This window comes from Escherichia fergusonii ATCC 35469 (assembly GCF_000026225.1).
Classification (GTDB): domain Bacteria; phylum Pseudomonadota; class Gammaproteobacteria; order Enterobacterales; family Enterobacteriaceae; genus Escherichia; species Escherichia fergusonii.
This window is the reverse complement of the sequence record NC_011740.1, coordinates 278,839-303,611: the sequence shown is the minus strand read 5'-3', so window position 1 is coordinate 303,611 and position 24,773 is coordinate 278,839. Positions and strand designations below refer to the sequence as shown.

At 48.7% G+C, this 24,773-nt stretch carries 20 protein-coding genes; 7 read left to right on the top strand and 13 right to left on the bottom strand.

The annotated features are described in order from the left end of the window. Positions 1-52 precede the first annotated feature (52 nt). The 6 genes from pyrG to rlmD all read right to left on the bottom strand — a co-directional run bounded on the left by pyrG (position 53) and on the right by rlmD (position 7,024). Positions 53-1,690: a glutamine hydrolyzing CTP synthase gene (gene pyrG / locus EFER_RS01645; protein ID WP_000210878.1), complete on the bottom strand. Its 1,638-nt coding sequence runs from the start codon at positions 1,688-1,690 to the stop codon at positions 53-55. Positions 1,691-1,917: 227 nt separating this feature from the next. After that, entirely contained in the window at positions 1,918-2,709 is a 792-nt protein-coding gene (gene mazG / locus EFER_RS01640) for a nucleoside triphosphate pyrophosphohydrolase (protein WP_001071671.1), read from the bottom strand. Between the two features lie 70 nt (positions 2,710-2,779). Continuing rightward, the gene (mazF, locus tag EFER_RS01635; RefSeq protein WP_000254732.1) at positions 2,780-3,115 is read right to left on the bottom strand and encodes an endoribonuclease MazF; all 336 of its coding nucleotides are present in this window, start codon (positions 3,113-3,115) and stop codon (positions 2,780-2,782) included. Further along, on the bottom strand, positions 3,115-3,363 hold the full coding sequence (gene mazE / locus EFER_RS01630; protein ID WP_000581937.1) for a type II toxin-antitoxin system antitoxin MazE: 249 nt from the start codon (positions 3,361-3,363) through the stop codon (positions 3,115-3,117). The genes mazF and mazE overlap by 1 nt, the downstream gene beginning before the upstream one ends. Before the next feature lie 77 nt (positions 3,364-3,440). Further along, positions 3,441-5,675, bottom strand: coding sequence for a GTP diphosphokinase (relA, locus tag EFER_RS01625; RefSeq protein ID WP_000226845.1), 2,235 nt, complete (start codon positions 5,673-5,675; stop codon positions 3,441-3,443). Between the two features lie 50 nt (positions 5,676-5,725). Beyond that, positions 5,726-7,024 carry a 23S rRNA (uracil(1939)-C(5))-methyltransferase RlmD gene (gene rlmD, locus EFER_RS01620; protein WP_000046872.1) on the bottom strand — a complete coding sequence of 433 codons (1,299 nt, stop codon included), beginning with the start codon at positions 7,022-7,024 and terminating at the stop codon, positions 5,726-5,728. A gap of 56 nt (positions 7,025-7,080) precedes the next feature. Here rlmD and barA point away from each other — a divergent pair, with 56 nt between their 5' ends. After that, on the top strand, positions 7,081-9,837 hold the full coding sequence (gene barA / locus EFER_RS01615) for a two-component sensor histidine kinase BarA (RefSeq protein ID WP_000186472.1): 2,757 nt from the start codon (positions 7,081-7,083) through the stop codon (positions 9,835-9,837). Positions 9,838-9,951: 114 nt separating this feature from the next. Here the strand turns inward: barA and EFER_RS01610 are convergent, their stop codons facing one another. From EFER_RS01610 to EFER_RS01600, 3 genes are all read right to left on the bottom strand, one after another. After that, positions 9,952-11,106, bottom strand: a complete 1,155-nt coding sequence (locus EFER_RS01610) for a glycerate kinase (RefSeq protein ID WP_000706448.1) — start codon at positions 11,104-11,106, stop codon at positions 9,952-9,954. Positions 11,107-11,194: 88 nt separating this feature from the next. Continuing rightward, the gene (gene gudD / locus EFER_RS01605; RefSeq protein WP_000098272.1) at positions 11,195-12,535 is read right to left on the bottom strand and encodes a glucarate dehydratase; all 1,341 of its coding nucleotides are present in this window, start codon (positions 12,533-12,535) and stop codon (positions 11,195-11,197) included. Positions 12,536-12,555: 20 nt separating this feature from the next. Next, entirely contained in the window at positions 12,556-13,896 is a 1,341-nt protein-coding gene (locus EFER_RS01600) for an enolase C-terminal domain-like protein (RefSeq protein ID WP_012599880.1), read from the bottom strand. Positions 13,897-14,661: 765 nt separating this feature from the next. Here EFER_RS01600 and EFER_RS01595 point away from each other — a divergent pair. From EFER_RS01595 to EFER_RS01585, 3 genes are read left to right on the top strand one after another with little or no spacing between them, the layout of a single operon-like run. Further along, complete coding sequence (locus EFER_RS01595; RefSeq protein ID WP_000429763.1) at positions 14,662-15,141, top strand: tripartite tricarboxylate transporter TctB family protein; 480 nt, start codon at positions 14,662-14,664, stop codon at positions 15,139-15,141. A gap of 24 nt (positions 15,142-15,165) precedes the next feature. Continuing rightward, positions 15,166-16,668 (top strand): tripartite tricarboxylate transporter permease, encoded by a 1,503-nt coding sequence (locus EFER_RS01590; protein ID WP_000502612.1) that lies wholly within the window; start codon positions 15,166-15,168, stop codon positions 16,666-16,668. Further along, positions 16,669-17,667 carry a tripartite tricarboxylate transporter substrate binding protein gene (locus EFER_RS01585; protein WP_012599879.1) on the top strand — a complete coding sequence of 333 codons (999 nt, stop codon included), beginning with the start codon at positions 16,669-16,671 and terminating at the stop codon, positions 17,665-17,667. It abuts the gene before it with no gap. Positions 17,668-17,763: 96 nt separating this feature from the next. On the opposite strand, the gene EFER_RS01580 is transcribed toward EFER_RS01585, so the two are convergent. The 4 genes from EFER_RS01580 to syd all read right to left on the bottom strand — a co-directional run bounded on the left by EFER_RS01580 (position 17,764) and on the right by syd (position 20,513). Further along, complete coding sequence (locus EFER_RS01580) at positions 17,764-18,210, bottom strand: flavodoxin (RefSeq protein WP_000807763.1); 447 nt, start codon at positions 18,208-18,210, stop codon at positions 17,764-17,766. Positions 18,211-18,227: 17 nt separating this feature from the next. After that, positions 18,228-19,010 (bottom strand): tRNA pseudouridine(65) synthase TruC, encoded by a 783-nt coding sequence (truC, locus tag EFER_RS01575; RefSeq protein ID WP_000890013.1) that lies wholly within the window; start codon positions 19,008-19,010, stop codon positions 18,228-18,230. Beyond that, on the bottom strand, positions 19,010-19,339 hold the full coding sequence (locus EFER_RS01570; protein ID WP_024256374.1) for a YqcC family protein: 330 nt from the start codon (positions 19,337-19,339) through the stop codon (positions 19,010-19,012). The genes truC and EFER_RS01570 overlap by 1 nt, the downstream gene beginning before the upstream one ends. Positions 19,340-19,967: 628 nt before the next feature. Beyond that, the gene (gene syd, locus EFER_RS01560; protein ID WP_000343994.1) at positions 19,968-20,513 is read right to left on the bottom strand and encodes a SecY-interacting protein; all 546 of its coding nucleotides are present in this window, start codon (positions 20,511-20,513) and stop codon (positions 19,968-19,970) included. Positions 20,514-20,581: 68 nt separating this feature from the next. Here syd and queF point away from each other — a divergent pair, with 68 nt between their 5' ends. The 3 genes from queF (at position 20,582) to sdaC (ending at position 24,751) form a co-directional block, all read left to right on the top strand. Then, on the top strand, positions 20,582-21,430 hold the full coding sequence (queF, locus tag EFER_RS01555; RefSeq protein ID WP_000100477.1) for an NADPH-dependent 7-cyano-7-deazaguanine reductase QueF: 849 nt from the start codon (positions 20,582-20,584) through the stop codon (positions 21,428-21,430). Between the two features lie 115 nt (positions 21,431-21,545). Beyond that, the gene (ppnN, locus tag EFER_RS01550; protein WP_000627981.1) at positions 21,546-22,910 is read left to right on the top strand and encodes a nucleotide 5'-monophosphate nucleosidase PpnN; all 1,365 of its coding nucleotides are present in this window, start codon (positions 21,546-21,548) and stop codon (positions 22,908-22,910) included. A gap of 551 nt (positions 22,911-23,461) precedes the next feature. Beyond that, positions 23,462-24,751 (top strand): HAAAP family serine/threonine permease SdaC, encoded by a 1,290-nt coding sequence (gene sdaC, locus EFER_RS01545; RefSeq protein ID WP_000450488.1) that lies wholly within the window; start codon positions 23,462-23,464, stop codon positions 24,749-24,751. Positions 24,752-24,773: the final 22 nt, after the last annotated feature.

Genomic DNA, 24,773 nt, shown 5'->3' with positions numbered 1-24,773 from the left:
CCAGACAAACAACGCGTACCCTGGGTACGCGTTGCCGTTCTAACTTTTTTACTTACTTCGCCTGACGTTTCTGGAACTCACTGGCGGCTTTCACAAAGCCTGCAAACAGCGGGTGGCCATCACGTGGAGTAGAAGTAAACTCCGGATGGAACTGACAAGCCACGAACCACGGATGATTCGGAACTTCGATGATCTCGACCAACTGATCATCCCCGGAACGGCCCGCAACGCGCAGACCTGCATCTTCAATCTGTTTCAACAGCATGTTGTTGACTTCGTAACGGTGACGATGACGCTCAACAATTGTCGGCGCATTGTACAGCTGGCGAACCAGGCTATCGTCAACCAACTGGCACTGCTGTGCGCCGAGACGCATGGTACCGCCGAGATCGCTCTTCTCGCTACGAACTTCAACGTTGCCGTTTTCATCGCGCCACTCGGTAATCAGCGCCACAACCGGGTACTTACAGTCTGGCACAAATTCCGTAGAGTTGGCGTTCTCCATGTTGGCAACATGGCGAGCGTAATCAATTAACGCCACCTGCATACCCAGGCAAATGCCCAGATAAGGAATATTGTTCTCACGCGCAAAACGCGCGGTCGTAATCATGCCTTCAACGCCACGATAGCCGAAACCGCCAGGTACGAGGATCGCGTCCAGACCTTTAAGGATTTCAACACCGCGCGTTTCAACATCTTGTGAATCGATCAGTTTGATGTTGACGCTGACACGATTCTTCAGCCCACCGTGTTTCAGTGCTTCGATCACGGATTTGTAAGCATCCGGCAGTTCAATGTACTTGCCGACCATACCGATGGTGACTTCACTTACCGGATTCGCTTCTTCGAAGATAACCTGTTCCCATTCGGACAGATTCGCTTCCGGGCAGTTTAAGCTGAATCGTTTACAAATATAATCGTCCAGCCCCTGAGATTTCAACAGGCCCGGAATTTTATAGATGGAATCGACGTCTTTCAGAGAAATAACCGCTTTTTCCGGGACATTACAGAACAATGCAATCTTCGCACGTTCGTTCGCCGGAACGGCGCGATCTGAACGACAAATCAGGATGTCAGGCTGGATACCGATTGAAAGCAGCTCTTTTACGGAGTGCTGAGTCGGTTTGGTTTTGACTTCACCAGACGCTGCCATGTAAGGCACCAGCGTCAGGTGCATAAACAGGGTGTGCTCACGGCCAATTTCAACAGCCATCTGGCGAATCGCTTCGAGGAACGGCAGGGACTCGATATCACCTACAGTACCGCCGATTTCTACCAGTACCACGTCATGACCTTCACCGCCTTCCAGCACGCGCTCTTTGATAGCGTTAGTGATGTGCGGAATAACCTGTACGGTTGCGCCGAGGTAATCACCGCGGCGTTCTTTACGCAGAACGTCAGAGTAGATACGACCCGTGGTGAAGTTGTTGCGGCGGCTCATTTTGGTACGAATGAAACGCTCGTAATGCCCCAGGTCCAGGTCGGTTTCAGCGCCGTCTTCAGTAACGAACACTTCCCCGTGTTGGATTGGGCTCATAGTACCTGGATCGACGTTGATGTACGGATCCAGTTTCATGATGGTCACATTGAGGCCACGGGCTTCAAGAATGGCTGCGAGGGAGGCTGCGGCAATGCCTTTACCCAGAGAGGATACGACCCCGCCGGTCACAAAAATATAGTTCGTTGTCATGCTGAACCTGAGAAGTTAGGTTGAAAAGACGATGGAATAACCAGGACGGGAAAGCAGTATACCCGAACATGACCTGTGCCACAAACTTTCATTATCCCTCCTCTTCGCCAGCGCACCATTGAAATCAGGAGTGAGAAAATAGCCCCTTTGGGGTAAATGTTTTTGACGCAAATCAAGCGCTTGTCATTTAAAAAATGACACAAATCGCGCTTGACCGCGTAATTCCCTTAGAGATCAATTTCCTGCCGTTTTACCTGTTGCCAGACTTCTTCCATTGTTTCGAGGTCAACACCTGTCATTTCCAGTCCACGCGCGGCAACAATACGCTCCACTTCGCGAAAACGACGCTCGAATTTTTCGTTCGCTTTTTGCAATGCGATTTCCGCTTTTGTCCCTAAATGACGAGCCAGATTAACCGTGGCAAACAGCAGGTCACCCATTTCCTCCTCCAGTTTAGCCTGGTCGACAACAGCCTGCCGCGCCTCGTACATCACCTCGTCGATCTCTTCGTAGACCTTATCGACTACCGGGCCGAGCGTCGTCCAGTCAAAGCCAACGTTGGCGCAACGTTTCTGGATTTTTTGCGCACGCATTAAAGCCGGCAAACTACGAGGAATATCGTCCAGCGCCGAATGCTGCGCTTTCTGCGCGCGCTCTTCGGTTTTGATTTCTTCCCAACGGGCGAGCACTTCATTACTGTTTTCGGCAGAACTGCCTGCAAAAACATGCGGATGGCGACGTTCTAGCTTATCGCTAATCGCGGCGCAGATATCATTAAAATCAAAGCGCCCTTCTTCCTGAGCCATTTGCGCGTAAAACACCACCTGGAACAACAGATCGCCGAGTTCACCGCGCAGTTCGTCAAAGTCTTCGCGGGCGATGGCGTCCAGCACTTCGTAGGTTTCTTCAAGGGTGTAAGGTGCAATGGTGGCAAATGTCTGCTCTTTATCCCACGGGCAGCCGTTTTCCGGGTCGCGAAGACGCTGCATAATAGTGAGCAAACGGTCGATTTGATTCATTAGAATGTCCTGAAAATTGCGGGTCTGTCAGGTAGAAACCTGAGACCAGAATAGAAGTGAGTTAGTAACACTACCCAATCAGTACGTTAATTTTGGCTTTAATGAGTTGTAATTCCTCTGGGGCAACCGTTCCTTTCTTCGTTGCTCCTCTTGCCCGCCAGGCGATACTTTTCACCTGATCAGCTAACGCTACGCCATCACGTTCCTGATCGGATAAAACAACTTCGAACGGATATCCTTTTGATTGCGTTGTACAAGGAACACACAGACACATACCTGTTTTGTTGTTGTACATGAACGGACTCAGGACAACAGCCGGACGATGTCCGGCTTGCTCGCTACCTTTTGTCGGGTCAAAATCAACCCAAATCAGATCGCCCATATCGGGTACGTATCGGCTTACCATTACCAGACTTCCTTATCTTTCGGCTCTCCCCAGTCGATATTCTCGTGGAGGTTTTCCGGCGTGATGTCGTTGACCAGTTCAGCAAGCGTAAATACGGGCTCTTTACGCACTGGCTCAATAATTAATTTGCCATCCACCAGGTCAATCTTCACTTCATCATCAATATTCAGATTGAGCGCCTGCATTAACGTAGCCGGGATCCGCACCGCAGGAGAATTTCCCCAACGCTTTACGCTACTGTGGATCATAACCCTTTCCTCAAACCGCTATCATATGTAGATACAGTATATATCAATCTACATTGTAGATACGAGCAAATTTCGGCCTAACTCCCGTGCAACCGACGCGCGTCAATAACATCCGGCACCTGGTTGAGTTTACCCAGCACGCGCCCCAGCACTTGCAGGTTGTAAATCTCAATGGTCATGTCGATGGTCGCCAGTTGCTGTTTGGTGTCGCTACGGCTGGCAACGCCAAGCACGTTCACTTTCTCATTGGCGAGAATGGTCGTGATATCACGTAACAACCCACTACGATCATTAGCCACCACGCGGACCACCAGCGAATATCCGGCGGAGTAGCTCTCGCCCCATACCGCGTCAACAATACGTTCTGGTGCGTGTGAGCGCAGCTCCGCCAGTTGCTCACAGTCTGCACGATGCACTGAAATACCGCGTCCCTGAGTAATGAAGCCGACAATCTCATCTCCAGGAATCGGCTGGCAGCAACGCGCGATGTGGTGCATCAGGTTGCCAACACCTTCTACTACCACTCGACCGTCATCTTTACGTCGGTTTTGTGGGGCATATGTTTTTTGCTGAAGCTGTTTCAGCGCGGCTGCATCTTGTTCTTCAGCACTTGGCTTATTGAACTGGGATTGCAGAAAATTCACCATCTGGTTGAGGCGAATATCTCCCCCGCCTATTGCAGCAAGCAGCTCTTCAAGCTCGTTAAAGTTATAACGCGGCAACAGGTGTTTTTCAGCCTCTTTCAGGCTGATTCCAAGATGTTCCAGCTCGTCGTCAAGGATTTGCCGCCCAGCCAGAATGTTTTTGTCACGGTCCTGTTTACGGAACCAGGCGTGAATTTTCGAACGCCCACGGCTGGTTGTGACGTAACCCAGGTTTGGGTTTAACCAGTCACGGCTGGGGTTCGGCTGTTTCTGGGTGATAATTTCAATCTGGTCGCCCATCTGCAGCTGGTAGGTGAACGGCACAATGCGCCCGCCAATTTTTGCCCCGATGCAACGGTGCCCGACATCGCTATGGATGTGGTAAGCAAAATCAAGTGGTGTTGATCCCGCAGGCAAATCAACGACATCACCTTTCGGCGTAAAGACGTACACCCGGTCGTCAAAGACCTGACTACGTACTTCGTCGAGCATCTCACCGGAGTCTGCCATATCTTCTTGCCAGGCGATCAGTTTACGCAACCATGCAATACGGTCTTCATGCCCGGATCTTGCTCCACTGGACGACGGGCCTTCTTTATATTTCCAGTGTGCCGCCACACCTAGTTCTGCATCTTCATGCATCTGTTTGGTGCGGATCTGGATTTCAACAGTTTTGCCACCCGGCCCCAGAACCACGGTATGAATAGACTGATAACCGTTTGGTTTCGGGTTAGCAACGTAATCATCAAACTCATCCGGCAGGTGGCGATAGTGAGTGTGCACTATCCCCAGTGCGGCATAACAATCCTGTAAACGCTCGGCGACAATACGTACCGCACGCACATCAAACAGCTCATCGAAGGCGAGGTTCTTTTTCTGCATTTTGCGCCAGATACTGTAGATGTGTTTAGGACGGCCATACACCTCAGCTTTAACGCCTTCTGCTTTCATCTCAGCGCGCAGATGACCAACGAACTCTTCGATGTAGTGTTCGCGGTCGAGACGGCGTTCATGCAGCAGTTTGGCAATTCGCTTGTATTCGGTTGGATGGAGGTAACGGAAGCAGTAATCTTCCAGTTCCCATTTCAGTTGCCCGATTCCGAGACGATTGGCCAGCGGTGCGTAGATGTTAGTACACTCTTTTGCCGCCAGTACACGTTCATCTTCCGGCGCGTCTTTCACTTCACGCAGATGGGCAATTCGCTCTGCCAGCTTAATGACCACGCAACGGAAATCATCGACCATTGCCAGCAGCATCCGGCGTACGTTATCTACCTGCTCAGAAGATACCGCATCGGTATGCGTGGCTTTAAGCTGGCGAATGGCAGCCATATCCCGCACACCATGAATCAGATGAACAACAGACTTGCCCATACTTTCACGCAGTACGTCTTCGCTCACGACGTTGGCATCCGCCAAAGGGAACAACAACGCAGCCCGCAACGTGTCAATATCCATACTTAATGTTGAAAGGATTTCCACCATCTCAACACCACGCCACAACAAAAGACTGGCATCCGGGTGCCCTTGTGTTTGTTGCAGGCAATACGCCCAGGTTTCGGCTAAGCGCTCACACGACTGCTGGCTGGAGATACCCAGACTCGCGATCCATTTTTTCGGATCAAATTCACCAGCTTTATTGATATGTGCACTTCTTACCGCAACCATCGTCCTCTCCTTTAGGGACAAAGCCTGTCGTAAACGACAAGCTGCAATTATTACACGCGCTCAAAAAGAACCATCGACTCCAGATGCCCCGTGTGTGGGAACATATCCAGCATCGCCAGTCGCGCAATGGTATATCCTGCATTTATTAACGCTTCGCTATCCCGAGCCAGCGTCGCAGGGTTACAGGATACATAAACAACACGAATTGGTTCCAGCTTTATAATTTGCTGCATTACCCCTGCTGCACCTGCCCGCGCCGGGTCAAGAAGGACTTTATCAAAGCCGTTTTTCGCCCAGGGCTGCTTCGTAACATCGTCTTCAAGATTTTCGTGATAAAACGTGACATTAGCTAAGCCATTTTCACGTGCATTTTCTCGCCCTTTTTCGACCAAAGCAGGAACACCTTCTACACCTACCACACTGGCTGCGCGTGTTGCCAACGCCAGGGTAAAGTTCCCCATTCCACAGAACAGATCCAGCACGCGATCCTGTGGCTGGATATCCAGCCATTCAATGGCTTGTGCAACCATTTTCTGGTTTACGCCGTCATTCACCTGGATGAAATCGCGTGGGCTAAACATCAACCGTAGACCGTTGGAATCATACCAGGGCGTCTCACCGACCAGGGGTTCGAGTATCTCACTATCGGGCGCCAGGAACAGAGAAAGTCTTTCACAATGCGAAAAGCGTTCCAGTTTTTCTCTGTCGGCAGAACTTAGCGGCGCAGTGTGGCGCAAAATCATTAACGTCCCGCTGGTCGCTTGCACCAGCTCGACGTGTCCGAGATGGCGCACTGTCTGCAAACTCATCAGACATGCTCTGACCTTTGGCAGTAATGCTTCAATTTGGGGCACCAGAATAGGGCATTGCTTCACATCGACAATGTCACTGGAGGCAGCCTTGCGAAACCCCATCTGTAATTGTTGCGTTTTGGCCAGATAATTCAGGCTTAACCGCGCACGGCGGCGATATCCCCACGGCGCATCAGCGATAATATCTGCAACATCGTGTTTCATTAATCTCGCCAACGCCGCACTTTTGCTTTGCTGCTGGAGTTCGACGCTGGCATGCTGTTGCTGGCAGCCACCGCAAACGCCAAAATGTGGGCAGCGAGGAACTTCACGCTGGGGACTATCGTTCAAACGACGAACAACTTTAGCCCGGGCAAATTGCCTTTTATCTTCGGTGACAGAGACTTCCGCGCTTTCTTGCGGCAATAAGCCGGGAATAAACAGCGCTTTTCCGTTATGACGAGCGACACCCTGACCAAAAGCGTCGAGGTCGTTGGCTGTAACGGTTATGATCTGACGCGTCGTCACGCGTCGTTTTGCAGAGTAGAATTGCGCCATTGGCGAGACTTTCTCAATTTAACAGTGTGAACTTAATTGTCCCATAACGGAACTCCATGACCAACTACAGCCTGCGCGCACGCATGATGATACTGATCCTGGCACCGACCGTCCTGATTGGTTTGTTGCTAAGTTTATTTTTCGTTGTGCACCGCTATAACGACTTGCAGCGTCAACTGGAAGATGCCGGAGCCAGTATTATCGAGCCTCTTGCGGTATCCACCGAATACGGTATGAATTTGCAAAACCGCGAATCGATAGGCCAGTTGATTAGCGTCCTGCATCGTCGCCATTCTGATATTGTGCGGGCGATTTCGGTTTTTGATGAGAATAACCATCTTTTTGTCACTTCGAATTTTCATCTCGATCCGTCAGCGATGCAACTTTCCAGCGGTGCGCCGTTTCCCCGGCAACTTAGTGTGACGCGCAATGGCGATGTCATGATTCTGCGCACGCCGATTATTTCTGAAAGTTACTCACCAGATGAATCACCCAGTAGCGAAGCCAAAAATAGCCAAAATATGTTGGGCTATGTCGCACTGGAGTTGGATCTCAAATCTGTTCGCTTACAACAATATAAAGAGATTTTTATCTCCAGCGTGATGATGCTGTTTTGTATAGGCATTGCGCTTATTTTTGGCTGGCGTCTGATGCGTGATGTCACCGGCCCCATTCGTAACATGGTCAATACGGTTGACCGCATCCGTCGTGGGCAACTCGATAGTCGTGTTGAAGGCTTTATGCTCGGCGAGCTGGATATGCTGAAAAACGGCATTAACTCGATGGCGATGTCGCTGGCAGCCTACCACGAAGAGATGCAACATAATATTGACCAGGCCACCTCTGATTTGCGCGAAACACTGGAGCAGATGGAGATTCAAAACGTCGAGTTGGATCTGGCAAAAAAACGCGCTCAGGAAGCTGCTCGTATTAAATCGGAGTTCCTCGCCAATATGTCGCATGAGCTGCGTACACCACTCAATGGTGTAATTGGCTTTACTCGCCTGACATTAAAAACGGAACTCACTCCTACACAGCGTGATCACCTGAATACCATCGAACGTTCAGCTAATAATCTGCTCACCATCATTAATGATGTGCTCGACTTTTCAAAACTCGAGGCAGGCAAACTGATTCTGGAAAGTATTCCGTTCCCGCTGCGCAGCACGCTTGATGAAGTTGTAACATTACTGGCGCACTCTTCACACGATAAAGGTCTGGAACTGACTCTTAATATTAAGGGCGATGTACCAGATAACGTGATTGGCGACCCGCTGCGTTTACAACAGATCATCACCAACCTGGTAGGTAATGCGATTAAATTTACTGAGCGCGGTAACATCGATATCCTGGTCGAAAAACGCGCGCTCAGTAACACCAAAGTGCAGATAGAAGTGCAAATCCGCGATACCGGAATTGGTATTCCTGAGCGAGATCAATCACGCCTGTTCCAGGCATTTCGCCAGGCTGATGCCAGTATTTCGCGCCGTCATGGTGGTACCGGGCTGGGGCTGGTTATTACACAAAAATTGGTTAATGAGATGGGCGGCGATATCTCTTTCCATAGCCAGCCAAACCGTGGTTCCACGTTCTGGTTCCACATTAATCTCGATCTGAACCCCAATATTATTATCGAAGGGCCGTCAACTCAGTGCCTCGCCGGTAAGCGCCTGGCCTATGTCGAACCGAACTCTGCAGCTGCGCAATGTACGCTTGATATCCTGAGCGAAACACCGCTGGAAGTGATCTACAGTCCAACCTTCTCGGCATTACCGGAAAGTCATTACGATATTATGTTGCTGGGGATTGCGGTTACTTTCCGTGAGCCTTTGACGCTGCATCATGAACGGCTGGATAAAGCCGTCGCAATGACCGACTTTTTGCTGTTAGCACTGCCGTGTCATGCTCAAGTTAATGCTGAAAAACTCAAACAAGAGGGTGTTGGCGCCTGCTTACTAAAACCGCTGACCTCCACTCGCTTACTACCGGCCCTAAAAGAGTTTGGCAATAAAAATCAAATTCATAGTTTATCTTCCACAGACGAAAACAAACTGGCGATGACCGTTATGGCGGTTGATGATAACCCAGCTAACCTGAAACTTATTGGTGCGTTACTGGAAGATAAAGTGCAACACGTCGAGCTTTGCGACAGTGGGCATCAGGCAGTTGAGCGCGCTAAACAAATGCCGTTCGATTTGATTCTGATGGATATTCAAATGCCCGACATGGATGGTATTCGGGCATGTGAACTTATCCATCAGTTGCCTCATCAGCAGCAAACACCAGTGATCGCCGTTACCGCCCACGCGATGGCCGGGCAGAAAGAAAAGTTACTTGGTGCAGGAATGAGCGATTATCTGGCGAAACCCATCGAAGAAGAGCGCTTGCATAATCTGCTCTTGCGCTATAAGCCTGGAAGCGGAATCTCTTCCCGGGTCGTCACGCCTGATGTAAATGAAGTGATGGTTAATCAAAATACGACCCTCGACTGGCAACTGGCGTTGCGTCAGGCCGCAGGAAAAACGGATCTGGCGCGTGACATGCTGCAAATGCTGCTCGATTTTCTGCCAGAAGTTCGCAACAAAGTTGAAGAACAACTGGTGGGGGAAAACACCGATGGTTTGGTTGATTTGATTCACAAATTACACGGCAGTTGTGGCTATAGCGGTGTACCACGCATGAAAAATCTCTGTCAGTTGATAGAACAGCAGTTGCGTAGCGGTACTAAAGAAGAGGATCTCGAACCTGAGTTCCTGGAATTGCTGGATGAGATGGACAACGTAGCGCGGGAAGCAAAAAAAATTCTCGGGTGATAATCAGATTGCTGACTGAGTGACATGTTATTAGCCGGATGCAGCGCAAACGCTCCATTCGGCTAATAATATATTTTAAATTCAATGAATTAAAATTAATCCAATATCCATTTTTTAATATGGTGCTGAATTAACAGTCTGGCCAATCTTAATTGTCGCGGCAATATTACGCGCGGTCAGGCGCACATTTTCAGCAGCATTTTCCAGTGCATCGTCCAGTGAACACACACTGTAAATCACACTAAACACAGCATCCAGCCCATGCTGGTGAACAACCCCCACATCCGCTGTCAGGCTGCCTGCAATTCCGATCACCGGCTTATGGTAGCGCTTGGCAATCTTCGCCACACCAACAGGTACTTTACCGTGAATGGTTTGACTGTCGATCCGCCCTTCTCCGGTAATCACCAGATCTGCATCGGCCACACACTCATCGAGGTTTAACGCGTCGGTCACAATTTCAATGCCACGGCGTAACTGAGCACCACAAAACGCATATAGCGCCACGCCCATGCCGCCCGCAGCACCACCGCCTGCAAGTTCTGACACTTCAAGCCCCAGATCACTTGCGATGATCTGTGCATAATGGCTAAGTGCATTATCCAGTCGCGCAATCATTTTCGGTGTCGCGCCTTTCTGCGGCCCAAAAATCACTGATGCGCCCTCTTCTCCCGTTAAAGGATTGGTGACGTCACAAGCCACTTCAATACGGCAACTTGCCAACCGGGGATCCAACTGACTGATATCAATTTTTGCCAGCAATTCAAGTGCTGCACCACCTTGCGCAATTTGTTGTCCTTGCGCATCCAGCAGTTTCGCTCCCAGTGCTTGTACCATTCCGGCACCGCCATCATTGGTTGCACTGCCACCAATTCCAATAATGATATGCTCAACACCCGCATCAAGCGCATGGCGAATGAGCTCTCCTGTTCCCCAGGAGGTGGTTATCAGCGGATTACGTTTATTGACGGGCACCAGTTCCAGGCCGCTGGCTGCTGCCATTTCAATAAACGCCGTACGTTCATCACCAGAAAGGCCATAAAATGCCGACACTTGTTGCCCAAGCGGTCCGGTAACATCAACATGAACAATATGACCGCTTGTCGCCTCAACCATCGCCTCGACAGTACCTTCACCACCATCTGCTACTGGCAGTTTTACGTAATCCGCATCAGGCCAGATTTCCCGGAAACCCTGCTCAATGGCGGTCGCCACTGCAAAAGCGTTCAGGCTTTCTTTATATGAATCCGGTGCGATTACGATTTTCATTAGCCGTCCTTATTCATGCCAATTATGTTAATAACACATTCAATTTGTGGGTGAATAATGCCGATTTCCTCGGGAACCGGCATCATGATTAACGCACCATGCATGGACGCTTGTTATCGAACGTCCAGCCTGGGATCAGGTACTGCATTCCCATCGCATCGTCACGCGCACCAAGTCCGTGCTTCTGATACAGCTCGTGGGCTTTCATCACCTGATCCATATCGATTTCTACGCCCAATCCTGGTTTTTGCGGCACTTGAACCAGACCGCCTTTGATCGCAAACGGTTCTTTGGTCAGGCGCTGATTACCTTCCTGCCAGATCCAGTGCGTATCAATAGCAGTAATTTTACCCGGCGCAGCAGCGGCAACGTGGGTAAACATCGCCAGGGAAATATCGAAGTGGTTGTTAGAGTGTGAACCCCAGGTCAGGCCAAATTCATGGCACATTTGCGCCACACGTACTGAACCTTGCATCGTCCAGAAATGCGGGTCCGCCAGCGGGATATCAACGGATTGTAAGGAGAGCGTATGGCCCATCTGCCGCCAGTCGGTGGCGATCATATTGGTTGCGGTCGGCAGGCCAGTCGCGCGACGGAACTCTGCCATCACTTCACGCCCGGAGAAGCCTTGCTCCGCACCGCACGGATCTTCTGCATAAGCCAGTGAACCTTTCAGGTATTTACCGATTTTAATCGCTTCGTTCAGCGACCAGGCACCGTTAGGATCGAGCGTAATACGCGCCTGCGGGAAGCGTTGCGCCAGTGCCACTATAGATTCAGCTTCTTCTTCCCCGGCCAGTACACCGCCCTTCAGTTTGAAATCGTTGAAGCCATATTTTTCATATGCCGCTTCCGCCAGGCGCACCACCGCATCCGGCGTCATCGCTTCTTCGTGACGCAGGCGATACCAGTCGCATGAGTCATCCGGCTGGCTTTGATACGGCAGCGGTGTGGCTTTGCGATTACCGACGAAGAACAGATAACCGAGCATTTCGACTTCGCTACGCTGTTGACCATCGCCCAGCAGCGATGCCACGTTAACCCCCAGATGCTGCCCTAGCAGATCCAGCATTGCCGCTTCTATCCCGGTAACCACATGAATAGTGGTCCGCAAATCAAATGTCTGCAAACCGCGCCCGCCGGCATCACGATCAGCAAAAGTATTACGCACCAGCGTCAGAACGTTTTTGTATTCACCCAGCGTTTTACCCACCACCAGCGGAATCGTATCTTCCAGCGTTTTACGGATTTTCTCGCCGCCGGGTATTTCCCCTACACCGGTGTGACCGGAATTATCTTTGATGATCACAATATTACGCGTGAAGAACGGTGCGTGTGCGCCACTCAGATTCATCAGCATACTGTCATGACCCGCCACCGGGATGACCTGCATTTCAGTAACAACAGGCGTCGTAAATTGAGAACTCATATCTATGTCCTTATTCAAAATCAGTGACGGCCGAAAACGGGGCGTTTACGGTCAAAGGTCCAGCCGGGGATCAGATACTGCATCGGGCCTGCGTCGTTACGCGCACCGCCAGGCAGACGTTTATAGGCTTCATGCGCCTTCTGTACCTGTTCCCAGTCCAGTTCCACGCCCAGGCCGGGCGCATCAGGAACGGCAATTTTTCCGTTTTTAATCTCCAGCGGATTTTTGGTCAGGCGACAACCCCCCTCCTGCCAAATCCAGTGGGTATCTATAGCGGTAGGATTACCCGGTGCCGCCGCGCCCACATGGGTAAACATCGCCAGAGAGATATCGAAGTGATTATTGGAATGGCAGCCCCAGGTCAGCCCCCAGTCGTCGCAAAGCTGCGCCACGCGAACTGCACCGGAAAGCGTCCAGAAATGCGGATCGGCAAGTGGAATATCTACTGCATTGAGCATTACCGCATGGCCCATTTCGCGCCAGTTGGTGGCAATCATGTTGGTCGCGACGGGCAAGCCGGTCGCCCGCCGAAACTCCGCCATCACTTCACGTCCGGAGAAACCCTGTTCTGCGCCGCATGGATCTTCCGCATAGGTCAGCACATCGTTCAGCCCTTTGCACAGAGAAATGGCTTCATCCAGCAGCCATGCACCGTTGGGATCAACGGTAATTCGTGCATCCGGGAAGCGTTTCTTCAATGCACGAACAGTGTCGATTTCTTGCTCGCCAGGTAACACGCCGCCCTTAAGTTTGAAATCTTTAAAACCATAGCGATCCTGTGAAGCTTCTGCCAGACGCACAACGGCTTCGCTGTTCATCGCTTTCTGATGCCGCAACTGATACCACTCATGATTGCCCGGCGTATTTTCCAGATAAGGAAGATCGGTTTTAGTCCGATCACCGATATAAAACAGATAACCGAGGACGATAATAGCATCGCGTTGTTTGCCTGGCCCTAACAGTTCGCAGACTGGAACATTCAGCGCCTTACCTAACAGGTCAAGCAAGGCAGCTTCCAGCGCCGCCACGGCATTAACGCGCAATTCAAAAGTCCAGACGCCTTTGCCGAAGGTATCAAAATCGGCAGCCTGATTACCTTTATGCACCTGCTGGACCAATTTATTCAGTCGCGCGATCTCCTGGCCCAGCACCATCGGAATAGCATCGACCAGTGTCTGATAAATCACCTCTCCGCCCGGTGCTTCACCAATGCCGGTATTCCCGGCGTTATCGGTGAGTACCACAATATTGCGGGTGAAATATGCGTTATGTGCACCACCAATATTAAGCAACATGCTGTCATGTCCGGCGACCGGAATGACTTTCATATCGGTAATAATGGGACTGGATTGTGTTGTCATTTTTTGCCCTGTGACAGGTTTGGATTCGGTATGCTTAATATCATTCTCCGGTGGCTGATAATTCGATATAACCAACAGCACACTACAAAATGAAATATTAATGGCAACGGCATTACTCATCACGTCAGACGTAACAACACCGATAATATTGCCGAATATAGCTTGTGTAATTAGTATAAAAAGCGCATCGATACGACTCACCGTGCAAAAACACAATATTTACCCGGTTAATTTAAGGCATTTGTTGCAAAAGCCCTGGTCAGAGCAACCTACTTCACGAAAATGAGGATAAAAGACATTAGTCACACTTTTGAAAAGAGTACTTTGTAAATGCCAGATACACCACAAATACCAGACACACAACAAAACACTTTAAATTCAATGAATTAAGATAAATTCATTACTCAATTAAGAGCAGTCCAGATAATTTTGCGTTGTCATCAGCCTTAGCCAGCCATAACTCATGACTAATCTTTAAAGATTAAACTTGTTTTAATAAAATATACGCTAAATAATTCAAGGCACTGCACATGTAACTCGTAGCATGACGAATATAACACTTTAATTACATTGTGCGTCTGATCACACGTTTAATTTTTTCTCTTCTTCACCAATAAGTATTATGCAAATGCACATATTCTCATCATGATGCCCCTTCTATACTGGAAACGTCACAGTTAATAATTTTAATTGCGTTATCTGGCAAGTTATTAAAAACGCACCATAGCATTTACACTGACGTCCTATAAAAATGGAGTATATTTCATGGAGAATAATAAACGTAGTGAATTTATTCTCGGTATTTCGATGCTCATCTTCGGGCTGATTTATGGGGTTTATGCGCTACAAATCCCAGGAAGTGAAGGGATAGATTCGCAAACATTTCCAGTCTCTATCGCTGTTATCATCATTCTTTTGGGTGTAATCCAAACGATTAAGGGGTATAGACTTCATCAACAAAACAAAGTTACACAAGAAGAATCGTCAAAAGTTTCTTATCAACGCCTGTTATTAACTGCTGCTTTAATCTTCTGTTGTATCTTTTTCCTGGAATCTTTGGGATTTGTTATCTCCTGTGCCATCTACATTTTCTTGCAGACATTGGTTCTCCTGCCTCGTAAGAAAAAACGTAATTATCCTTTATTTGCGGTTGTCGCATTTGTGGTTTCGTCGTCTATCTTTTTCCTCTTTAGATTTGGATTCGACATTTTGTTACCCGCCGGTGTAATGGGAGCATTACTATGATTAACACTACAAGGATGATAAAAAATGGGTGATTTATTCTTACAAGGTATTTTAACCGTAGGTACACCAACTTATTTATTGTACATTCTGGCTGGCGTAACGGTTGGTATTATCTTTGGTGCAGTACCAGGATTGACAGCCGTAATGGCAATTACACTATTTTTGCCTGTCACCTATGGAATGGAAGCTGCGCTGGGCATATCGTTGCTTGCGGCATTATATATCGGGGCGACATCCGGCGGTCTGATATCAGCAATCTTACTTAAAATACCAGGCACACCATCATCGGTAGCAACATGCTTCGAAGGTCATCCGATGCTGGAAAAAGGCGAAGGGGTAAAAGCGTTAGGGGTCGGTGTTGTTTATTCCTTTATCGGGACATTGTTGGGTGTTGCCACACTGGTATTTATTGCTCCACCATTGGCAGAAATTGCCCTACAGTTTGGCCCACATGAATATTTTTCTATCGCCATTTTTTCCCTTACGCTGATTGCAACACTCTCATCCGGGAATATGATCCGTGGAATCTTTTCCGGTGCAGTGGGAATGGCTTGTGCAACTGTAGGTTTATCCCCGATTGATGCCGTTCCACGTTTTGAATTTGGCATGAGTGAACTCAGCAACGGGTTTGCTGTTCTGACTGTGTTAATTGGTCTTTTTGCTGTCAGTGAGTTATTTAAAGTCGCAGAAACGGCACATATCACTGAAGATGCCCAGGTCGGCAAAATTACCATGCGTAACGTGCGTGGCTTTGGCTTCTCGTTAAAAGAATTTTTCGGGCAAATGCCAAACTGTTTCCGTTCATCCGCCATCGGTATTGGTGTTGGCATTCTTCCGGGAATTGGCTCAGGAACGTCAAACATTCTTGCCTACCTCGTTGCTAAAAAACAATCCAAACACCCTGAGAAGTACGGCACTGGTATTATTGATGGTGTTGTAGCATCAGAGTCAGCAAATAACGCAGGTATTGGTGGAGCACTGGTTCCATTAATGACTCTGGGTATTCCTGGCGATGCAGTTACTGCGATGTTGCTTGGCGGATTTATGTTACACGGCATCACGCCTGGTCCGATGCTTTTTATGACTCAGGGTGCATTGGTTTATACCATTTTCGCAGCATTAATTGTTGCATCATTTGCAATGTTGGTTATTGAGTTTTATGGCTTACGTATTTTTGCTCATTTACTCAATGTTCCAAAGCATATTCTGATGCCTGTTATTCTGGTTCTGTGTATTGTCGGTGCTTTTGGTTTAAATAATCGTATATTTGATATCTGGACAATATTGCTATTTGGCGGCGTAGGCTATTTCTTTGTTAAATATTCTATCGCTCAGGCTCCATTCATCATCGGTTTTATTCTTGGCTCTATGGCCGAAACTAACTTCCGTCGGGCATTACAACTTTCTGACGGTCAAATTTCTGGCTTTGTTACTACACCTATTTCTTGTTTGTTTATCGTCTTGTCAATCGTTTCTATTCTGCTGTGTATTTGGAGTGAATGGAAAAAAGCGAAAGCAAGAAAATAATTGACGCAAAAATTACATTTAAAAAGGAACTTCGCAATGAAAACCAGAACGATCTTAGCCTCTCTCATTACCTGTTCACTCAGTTTTAGTGCTTACGCAGCAACTGACTGGCCGACAAAGCCTGTTGAATTTGTGATCACCGCAAGTGCCGGTGGTGACACCGATATGAACGCTCGTCTGTTGGCAAAATATTTCAAGGAAGTCGCAGGAGTTCCGCTGGTCATTACGAATATGCCCGGTTCTGCAGGCAGTATTGCGACCACTAACGTCAAGAATGCTGCGGCTGATGGCACCAAGGCCGTATTCTGCCATACCGGCCATATGGTCATTAACAAAATGACGGGTATCGTCGACTACAACTATAAAGATTTTGATATTGCCACGATTGCCGGGATGAACAGAACTTATGTTCTGACAGCAAGTAAAAAATCAGGTATTAACTCACTTGACGACTTAATCGCTAAGGCTAAAGCGGAACCTGGCAAGGTAATTTATGGTACTGAATTCGGCGGCTTAACTTACACGCAGGGTTTAAAACTTGAACAAATGGCAGGAATTAAACTCAAAACCGTGGATGCTGGCACCGCGGCTGATCGCGTAATTGGTTTATTAAGTGGTCGTATTGACCTGGGTGTCGTTGCTTATTCTGCGGTTAAGGATTACCAGACTACCGGGAAAATGACCATTCTTGCGCAAGGGGGACCTGAGCGTAATCCATTATTTGGTGATTTCCCGACATTTGTCGAAAAAGGAATTAACTACACCAGTGAATTCCCTTATGTTGTCGCTTTCCCCAAAGGCACCAATCCTGAAATTCTGCAAAAAATGGGGGAAATTATCAAAAAAATCCAGGATAACCCTAAATATCAGGAAGAGTTACGTACTTCACTGCAACAAGAACCTTTCTGGCTTGATCGGGACCAGGCAAATGCTTATCTCGATAAAACTCAGCAAGAGCTCGAACCTTTTAAAGATATGCTGAAATCTGCAAAGAAATAATCTCCCCCACTCTCAATAATTCGCGTCGTAGCACCTGCAACGTGAAGTATGACGAGTATGCCCCGGCGTATAATTGCGCCGGGGTCTCGATTTGAATTAAAGCAGCGTGCCCCACTGCTCCACCCACGGATTGGATTCCGTTTCTGGCTCCGGGTTTTCGCTGGCATCAATTAACAACATTTCACCAACCCGTATTGCACTTTGATCCTGCAGCAGGGCATCGAACATTTTTCCGCCGTTGCAGAAATTGGCATAGCTACTATCACCAAGGGCAATTACGCCGTAACGCAAATCAGGCTGAAAACCAAGTCGGTCTTTAATTCCCTGATAGAGCGGCACAATACTGTCAGGAAGATCACCCTGCCCGGTAGTTGAAGTCACTACCAGAGCAACTTTATTCAGATAAGGTTGCCAGTCAGCTAATTCAGGATCTTCAAATACCTTTACGGTATGACCTTGCGCGGTCAGAATTGCTTCGGCTTCTTCCGCGACTAACAGTGAATTGCCGTACATCGTACCGACAAAAATACCAATTTCCGCCATTGGATTATCTCCCTGGATTAAGAACTTATCTCTTCATCCTGGACTGCTGGCCCACTGAACTCAACCCTTTCATTTTCAGGAAGCAGACCGCGCCAGCCAAATTGTGATAATGCCTGCATCCAGATATCGTCCAGCCCGGCATGAATCGTCAACAGCTCGCCAGTAAAAGGATGCGTCAATGACAACTGACTGGCATGTAGCATTAAGCGCTGGAGGCCAAAATGTTCAGCACCGCTGCGATTCTGGCGTAAATCGCCATGTTTGCTGTCACCAATTATCGGATGACGCAAATGGGCAAGATGTCGGCGAAGCTGATGTTTGCGTCCGGTTTTCGGCTCCAGCTCCACCAGGCCGTAGCGCGTGGTCGGGTAACGTCCGGTCGCTACTGGCATTTCAACCGTCGCCAGACCGCGATACTGCGTCACTGCTGGCTGTGGGCCTTTATCTTCACGGGCATACTTATCGGCGATTTTATCCAGCTCTTCCACCAGCGGATAATCCAGCACTGCTTCTTCCATCAGCCAGCCACGCACAATCGCATGGTAACGTTTCTGGATTTGGTGCTGTTCAAACTGTTGCGCTAACAGCCGCCCGGCCTCGCTGGATAATCCCATCAACAATACTCCAGAAGTTGGACGGTCCAGACGATGAGCAGTAAAAACATGCTGACCTATCTGGTCACGAACGGTTTGCATGACCACCACTTTCTCGTCGCGATCCAGCCAGCTGCGATGAACCAGCCAGCCGGAAGGTTTATTTACCGCAACCAGCCATTCATCCTGGTAGAGTATTTCCAGCATCAGTTGGCATCATCCGCAAATAAGGCATCGAGCTTTTGCAGCTCTGCCAGTAACAGCTCCCGCTGAGGATGATCGTTTTCCAGCGCCATTTCATAGTATGGCGCCACAGCAAACGCATCAGGTAAAGGCTGATGACTATCCAGCAAAGCGTGCATACGTGGGATTAAAACCCACTGGAGCCACTCCAGCGGTTCCATCGTGTCCATAAAGAACGGTTGCGTGCTGGTAAACTGATAGGCTTGCGGTGCCTCAGTTTGCCAGAATTGATGTTCACGCAGCAGCGACTCCAGGACGAGCAACTGCTGGCGCACTTGTTCATGCGTCATCATGAAAACCTCAAGGGAAGAAATCTGCTGCGAAGGATAGCATCTGCCACGAGGAAATAAAAAAAGGGAGCACTGTATAAACAGTGCTCCCGATTCGTTTTGCAGCATTCCAGCTACATTTGTTGCTCCCTGCTCATCCGTGACAACTTTTCCTGTGGTCTTGCGACCTGTTGTTCGTCCTGAACTCGCGCATCCTGCACACACCACCCCGGTGTGATTACTTCATCCTGAAGCATCCTGGCCTTCCTGACCCACTGACCATCCTGTTCAGCTCTCGTTCTCCGTCCTGGAGGTGTCCCTTAACGCATCCTGCGTTTTCCTTTATACTTCGTCCTGAAGTCTTCCTTGTAGCACCGTCCTGGTGTGTCCTTTTGAAGCGCCATCTTCCTGACGTTCACTTCACTGTGCGACTCCTTGTCGACGAAGATAGAATCGGCTTTTTTGCCTCGTCTTACAACCAGCCTATAAGTATTGTCTTAAAGTTATTTTCATATGAAAGTAGTCCTTCGCTAGCTATCTATATGATTTAAATGCATTTAACTGCCGAATTGTTATTACCCCTTCAGTTATTTGCTGCAGATCTCCTACAAGGTGTGTAAGAGATCTCCTACAACGTTCTGGGTATTGTGGATTACAGGAGAGGATTAAGCTGCTTAAGGAATTCCGCAAGAGATGGCGCAAGAACCTGACGATTACGTGTTCCGAGAGTCTCTTTACACACTTCTCCACTTAGATTACACAGGGAAATCACGTCGAGTTCATTCTCCAGCGTCGCGATAAATAGCGTAGGAGAAAGCTTAAGACGTTTCTGTGTTACCAGATGGCCGATAAGATTTTCCTGCACACGTCTGAAATCATCCTCACTCCAGGTTTGCAGCAATGTCAGAGTATGTTCAGCAAACTGCGCATGCATATCCCCGGCAAACTGAGTCGTGTAAAACGTCTGGATTGCCGGTTGCAGAACAATATCAAAAGCGCGCTCAACGGCGGCAAGATTTTGCTCACCCACGAATGGCTGTGGTTGCCAGTACACTGCGTCGCTGGTTGTCGAAATAATGCATGGTGACGGAACACCATAAAGTTCTTCGCTAAGCGGCCAACTATGGTGTTTTTCATGCCATGCATCGCAGTAACGGGTCGTAAAATCTCGTAGGGCTTGCGCGGTCAATTCGTCCACTAATTTCTCTCTTCACATAAGCCAGGATACACTTGTCGCTTAGTGTAACTGGTTTATCACGGTGAAACATGTCTTCTTATGAAAACCATCAGGCGCTTCACAGCCTGACTCTCGGGAAATCAACTGATTACCGGGATACTTATGACGCCAGCCTGTTGCAGGGTGTGCCACGCAGTCTGAATCGCGATCCGCTGGGATTGACCGCAGATAATCTGCCTTTTCATGGCGCAGATATCTGGACGTTATATGAATTGTCATGGCTGAATGCGAAAGGTCTGCCACAAGTTGCGGTCGGGCATGTAGAACTGGATTACACTAGCGTCAATCTTATTGAGTCGAAAAGCTTTAAGTTGTATCTCAACAGCTTTAACCAGACGCGCTTTGACAGTTGGGAGGATGTTCGTCAGACGCTGGAGCGTGATCTACGTGCCTGCGCCCAGGGGGAAGTCAGTGTTGCCCTCTATCAACTTGATGAACTGGAAGGGCAACCCATTGCTCACCTGCATGGCACCTGCATTGATAATCAGGATATCGAAATTGATCACTATGATTTCAATGCTGATTATCTGCAAAATGCCACCAGCGGTGAAAAAGTGGTCGAAGAGACGCTGGTCAGCCATCTGCTGAAATCAAACTGCCTTATAACCCACCAGCCTGACTGGGGATCTATTCAAATTCAGTATCGTGGTCGTAAGATTGATCGCGAGAAACTGCTGCGTTATCTGGTCTCTTTCCGCCACCATAACGAGTTCCATGAACAGTGCGTTGAGCGTATTTTCAGCGATATATTGCGCTTATGCCAGCCAGAAGAACTTAGCGTCTATGCCCGTTATACGAGGCGCGGCGGTCTGGATATTAACCCATGGCGCAGCAACTGCAATTTCCAGCCCTCTACCGGGCGTCTGGTTCGTCAGTAAACTTTATTTATCATTTTTGCGTGGCAGATTCCGCGCGCAAGGTTGTTAAATGTCATAAGGCAGGGCTATTGTAATCAGCAGGGAATGACGACACTCGTCCCATAAGGAGTTTTTCTTGATTACACATATTAGCCCGCTTGGCTCCATGGATATGTTGTCGCAGCTGGAAGTGGATATGCTTAAACGCACCGCCAGCAGCGACCTCTATCAACTGTTTCGTAACTGTTCTCTCGCCGTACTCAACTCCGGCAGTTTAACTGACAACAGTAAAGAGCTGCTGTCTCGTTTTGAAAACTTCGATATAAACGTTCTTCGCCGTGAACGCGGCGTAAAACTGGAACTGATTAATCCACCGGAAGATGCTTTCGTTGATGGCCGGATTATCCGCTCACTACAGGCCAACCTGTTTGCGGTGCTGCGCGATATACTGTTTGTCTATGGGCAAATCCATAACACTGTCCGCTTTCCGAACCTGAATCTCGATAATTCTGTTCATATCACCAACCTCGTGTTTTCTATATTGCGTAACGCCCGTGCGCTGCACGTGGGTGAAGCGCCAAATATGGTGGTGTGCTGGGGTGGTCACTCAATTAATGAAACTGAATATCTGTATGCGCGTCGCGTCGGCAATCAACTTGGTCTGCGTGAGCTGAATATCTGTACCGGCTGTGGTCCGGGAGCGATGGAAGCGCCAATGAAAGGCGCGGCAGTGGGTCATGCCCAGCAGCGTTACAAAGACAGCCGTTTTATTGGTATGACAGAGCCATCGATCATTGCTGCAGAACCACCTAACCCGCTAGTCAACGAATTGATCATCATGCCGGATATCGAAAAACGGCTGGAAGCGTTTGTCCGTATCGCCCACGGCATCATCATCTTCCCTGGTGGTGTAGGTACGGCGGAGGAGCTGCTGTATCTGCTGGGGATTTTGATGAATCCGGCCAACAAAGATCAGGTTTTACCGCTGATCCTCACCGGGCCGAAAGAGAGCGCCGATTACTTCCGCGTACTGGATGAATTTGTTGTCCATACGCTGGGGGAAAGTGCGCGCCGCCATTATCGCATTATCATTGATGATGCCGCCGAAGTTGCCCGGCAGATGAAAAAATCGATGCCGCTGGTGAAAGAAAATCGCCGTGATACAGGCGATGCCTACAGCTTTAACTGGTCTATGCGCATCACACCAGATCTGCAAATGCCGTTTGAGCCGACTCACGAGAATATGGCTAATCTGAAGCTTTATCCCGATCAACCTGTCGAAGTGCTGGCTGCCGATCTACGTCGTGCATTCTCCGGTATTGTGGCGGGTAACGTGAAAGAAGTTGGCATCCGCGCTATTGAAGAGTTCGGTCCTTATAAAATCAACGGCGATAAGGAAATTATGCGTCGTATGGATGATCTGCTGCAGGGCTTTGTTGCCCAACATCGTATGAAGTTACCCGGTTCTGCTTATATTCCCTGTTACGAAATCCGCACTTAATCCCCTCCACCCGGCAACCTTCGTTGTCGGGCTTTCCCATTCAGCTGTTTAATTATCAATCCGTTTCATTTGTTATCTGAATGTTTCCACTGTTTCGCTCATTTTTATATCATTAATTTGAATATGTCAGACAATTTATATTGCAAGGCAAACGTTTTCCTTTTTCAGAAGACCATATTTTATCTCTGACAAATAAAATAAAGCACAATTATTGGCTAAAAGTGTTGAAATTCTCAGATTAACCTACATATCATGCGCGCCTGAGAAGTGGTCATATGTTGTCAAACCTGTGATTATCGCCCTTAAATTCTCTTTTACTTTTAATTTACAGAGTAATGATTTGAGAATATCCATCTTACAAGTGGATTATTGTATTTGAGATCGAGATCACTGATAGAAACATAACTTGTGTGTATCTTTCCGCCCTCAAATTATTACGGCGGAAAATGATTACTCCCGTCGTCCACAGACAGATTTCATTTTACGGTTATGCCCCTTTCACGGTCGGCCTGACCAAAAACCTGATTTTTTGCATTCTCCAGGAGAAATTGATGGAAACGACTCAAACCAGCACGATTGTGTCGAAAGACTCACGTAGTGCATGGCGCAAAACTGACACCATGTGGATGCTGGGCCTGTACGGCACAGCGATCGGTGCTGGTGTACTATTCCTGCCAATCAACGCCGGTGTTGGCGGTATGATCCCGCTGATCATCATGGCTATTCTCGCGTTCCCGATGACGTTTTTCGCGCACCGTGGCCTGACCCGCTTCGTGCTGTCTGGTAAAAACCCAGGCGAAGACATCACCGAGGTGGTAGAAGAACACTTTGGTATTGGCGCTGGTAAACTAATTACTCTGCTGTACTTCTTTGCTATCTACCCGATCCTGCTGGTTTACAGTGTGGCAATCACCAACACTGTCGAAAGCTTCATGACCCACCAGCTGAGCATGACGCCGCCGCCGCGTGCGATTCTGTCGCTGATCCTGATCGTGGGTATGATGACCATCGTTCGCTTCGGTGAGCAGATGATCGTTAAGGCGATGAGTATTCTGGTATTCCCGTTTGTTGGCGTCCTGATGCTGCTGGCTCTGTACCTGATCCCGCAGTGGAACGGCGCAGCACTGGAAACTCTGTCTCTGGACACTGCATCTGCAACCGGAAACGGTCTGTGGATGACCCTGTGGCTGGCGATTCCGGTAATGGTGTTCTCGTTCAACCACTCTCCGATCATCTCTTCTTTCGCCGTTGCGAAGCGTGAAGAGTACGGCGATATGGCAGAAAAGAAATGCTCGAAGATCCTGGCATTCGCACACATCATGATGGTGCTGACTGTAATGTTCTTCGTTTTCAGCTGCGTACTGAGCCTGTCTCCGGCAGACCTGGCTGCGGCTAAAGAGCAGAACATCTCGATTCTGTCTTACCTGGCTAACCACTTTAACGCACCGATCATCGCGTGGATGGCTCCGATTATCGCGATTATCGCTATCACCAAATCCTTCCTCGGCCACTACCTGGGCGCACGTGAAGGCTTCAACGGTATGGTGATTAAATCTCTGCGTGGTAAAGGTAAGTCTATCGAAATCAACAAGCTGAACCGTATCACTGCGCTGTTCATGCTGGTAACGACCTGGATTGTTGCCACCCTGAACCCGAGCATCCTGGGTATGATTGAAACCCTGGGCGGCCCAATCATCGCGATGATCCTGTTCCTGATGCCGATGTACGCAATCCAGAAAGTACCGGCAATGCGTAAGTACAGCGGTCACATCAGCAACGTATTCGTTGTCGTGATGGGTCTGATTGCAATCTCCGCAATCTTCTACTCTCTGTTCAGCTAAGTTCTTTCGCGCCGCTTTCGGG

Coding starts and splice junctions, on each gene's coding strand:
- pyrG (WP_000210878.1), bottom strand. CDS start 1,690: ATGACAACGAACTATATTTTTGTGACCGGCGGGGTCGTATCCTCTCTG.
- mazG (WP_001071671.1), bottom strand. CDS start 2,709: ATGAATCAAATCGACCGTTTGCTCACTATTATGCAGCGTCTTCGCGAC.
- mazF (WP_000254732.1), bottom strand. CDS start 3,115: ATGGTAAGCCGATACGTACCCGATATGGGCGATCTGATTTGGGTTGAT.
- mazE (WP_000581937.1), bottom strand. CDS start 3,363: ATGATCCACAGTAGCGTAAAGCGTTGGGGAAATTCTCCTGCGGTGCGG.
- relA (WP_000226845.1), bottom strand. CDS start 5,675: ATGGTTGCGGTAAGAAGTGCACATATCAATAAAGCTGGTGAATTTGAT.
- rlmD (WP_000046872.1), bottom strand. CDS start 7,024: ATGGCGCAATTCTACTCTGCAAAACGACGCGTGACGACGCGTCAGATC.
- barA (WP_000186472.1), top strand. CDS start 7,081: ATGACCAACTACAGCCTGCGCGCACGCATGATGATACTGATCCTGGCA.
- EFER_RS01610 (WP_000706448.1), bottom strand. CDS start 11,106: ATGAAAATCGTAATCGCACCGGATTCATATAAAGAAAGCCTGAACGCT.
- gudD (WP_000098272.1), bottom strand. CDS start 12,535: ATGAGTTCTCAATTTACGACGCCTGTTGTTACTGAAATGCAGGTCATC.
- EFER_RS01600 (WP_012599880.1), bottom strand. CDS start 13,896: ATGACAACACAATCCAGTCCCATTATTACCGATATGAAAGTCATTCCG.
- EFER_RS01595 (WP_000429763.1), top strand. CDS start 14,662: ATGGAGAATAATAAACGTAGTGAATTTATTCTCGGTATTTCGATGCTC.
- EFER_RS01590 (WP_000502612.1), top strand. CDS start 15,166: ATGGGTGATTTATTCTTACAAGGTATTTTAACCGTAGGTACACCAACT.
- EFER_RS01580 (WP_000807763.1), bottom strand. CDS start 18,210: ATGGCGGAAATTGGTATTTTTGTCGGTACGATGTACGGCAATTCACTG.
- truC (WP_000890013.1), bottom strand. CDS start 19,010: ATGCTGGAAATACTCTACCAGGATGAATGGCTGGTTGCGGTAAATAAA.
- EFER_RS01570 (WP_024256374.1), bottom strand. CDS start 19,339: ATGATGACGCATGAACAAGTGCGCCAGCAGTTGCTCGTCCTGGAGTCG.
- queF (WP_000100477.1), top strand. CDS start 20,582: ATGTCTTCTTATGAAAACCATCAGGCGCTTCACAGCCTGACTCTCGGG.
- sdaC (WP_000450488.1), top strand. CDS start 23,462: ATGGAAACGACTCAAACCAGCACGATTGTGTCGAAAGACTCACGTAGT.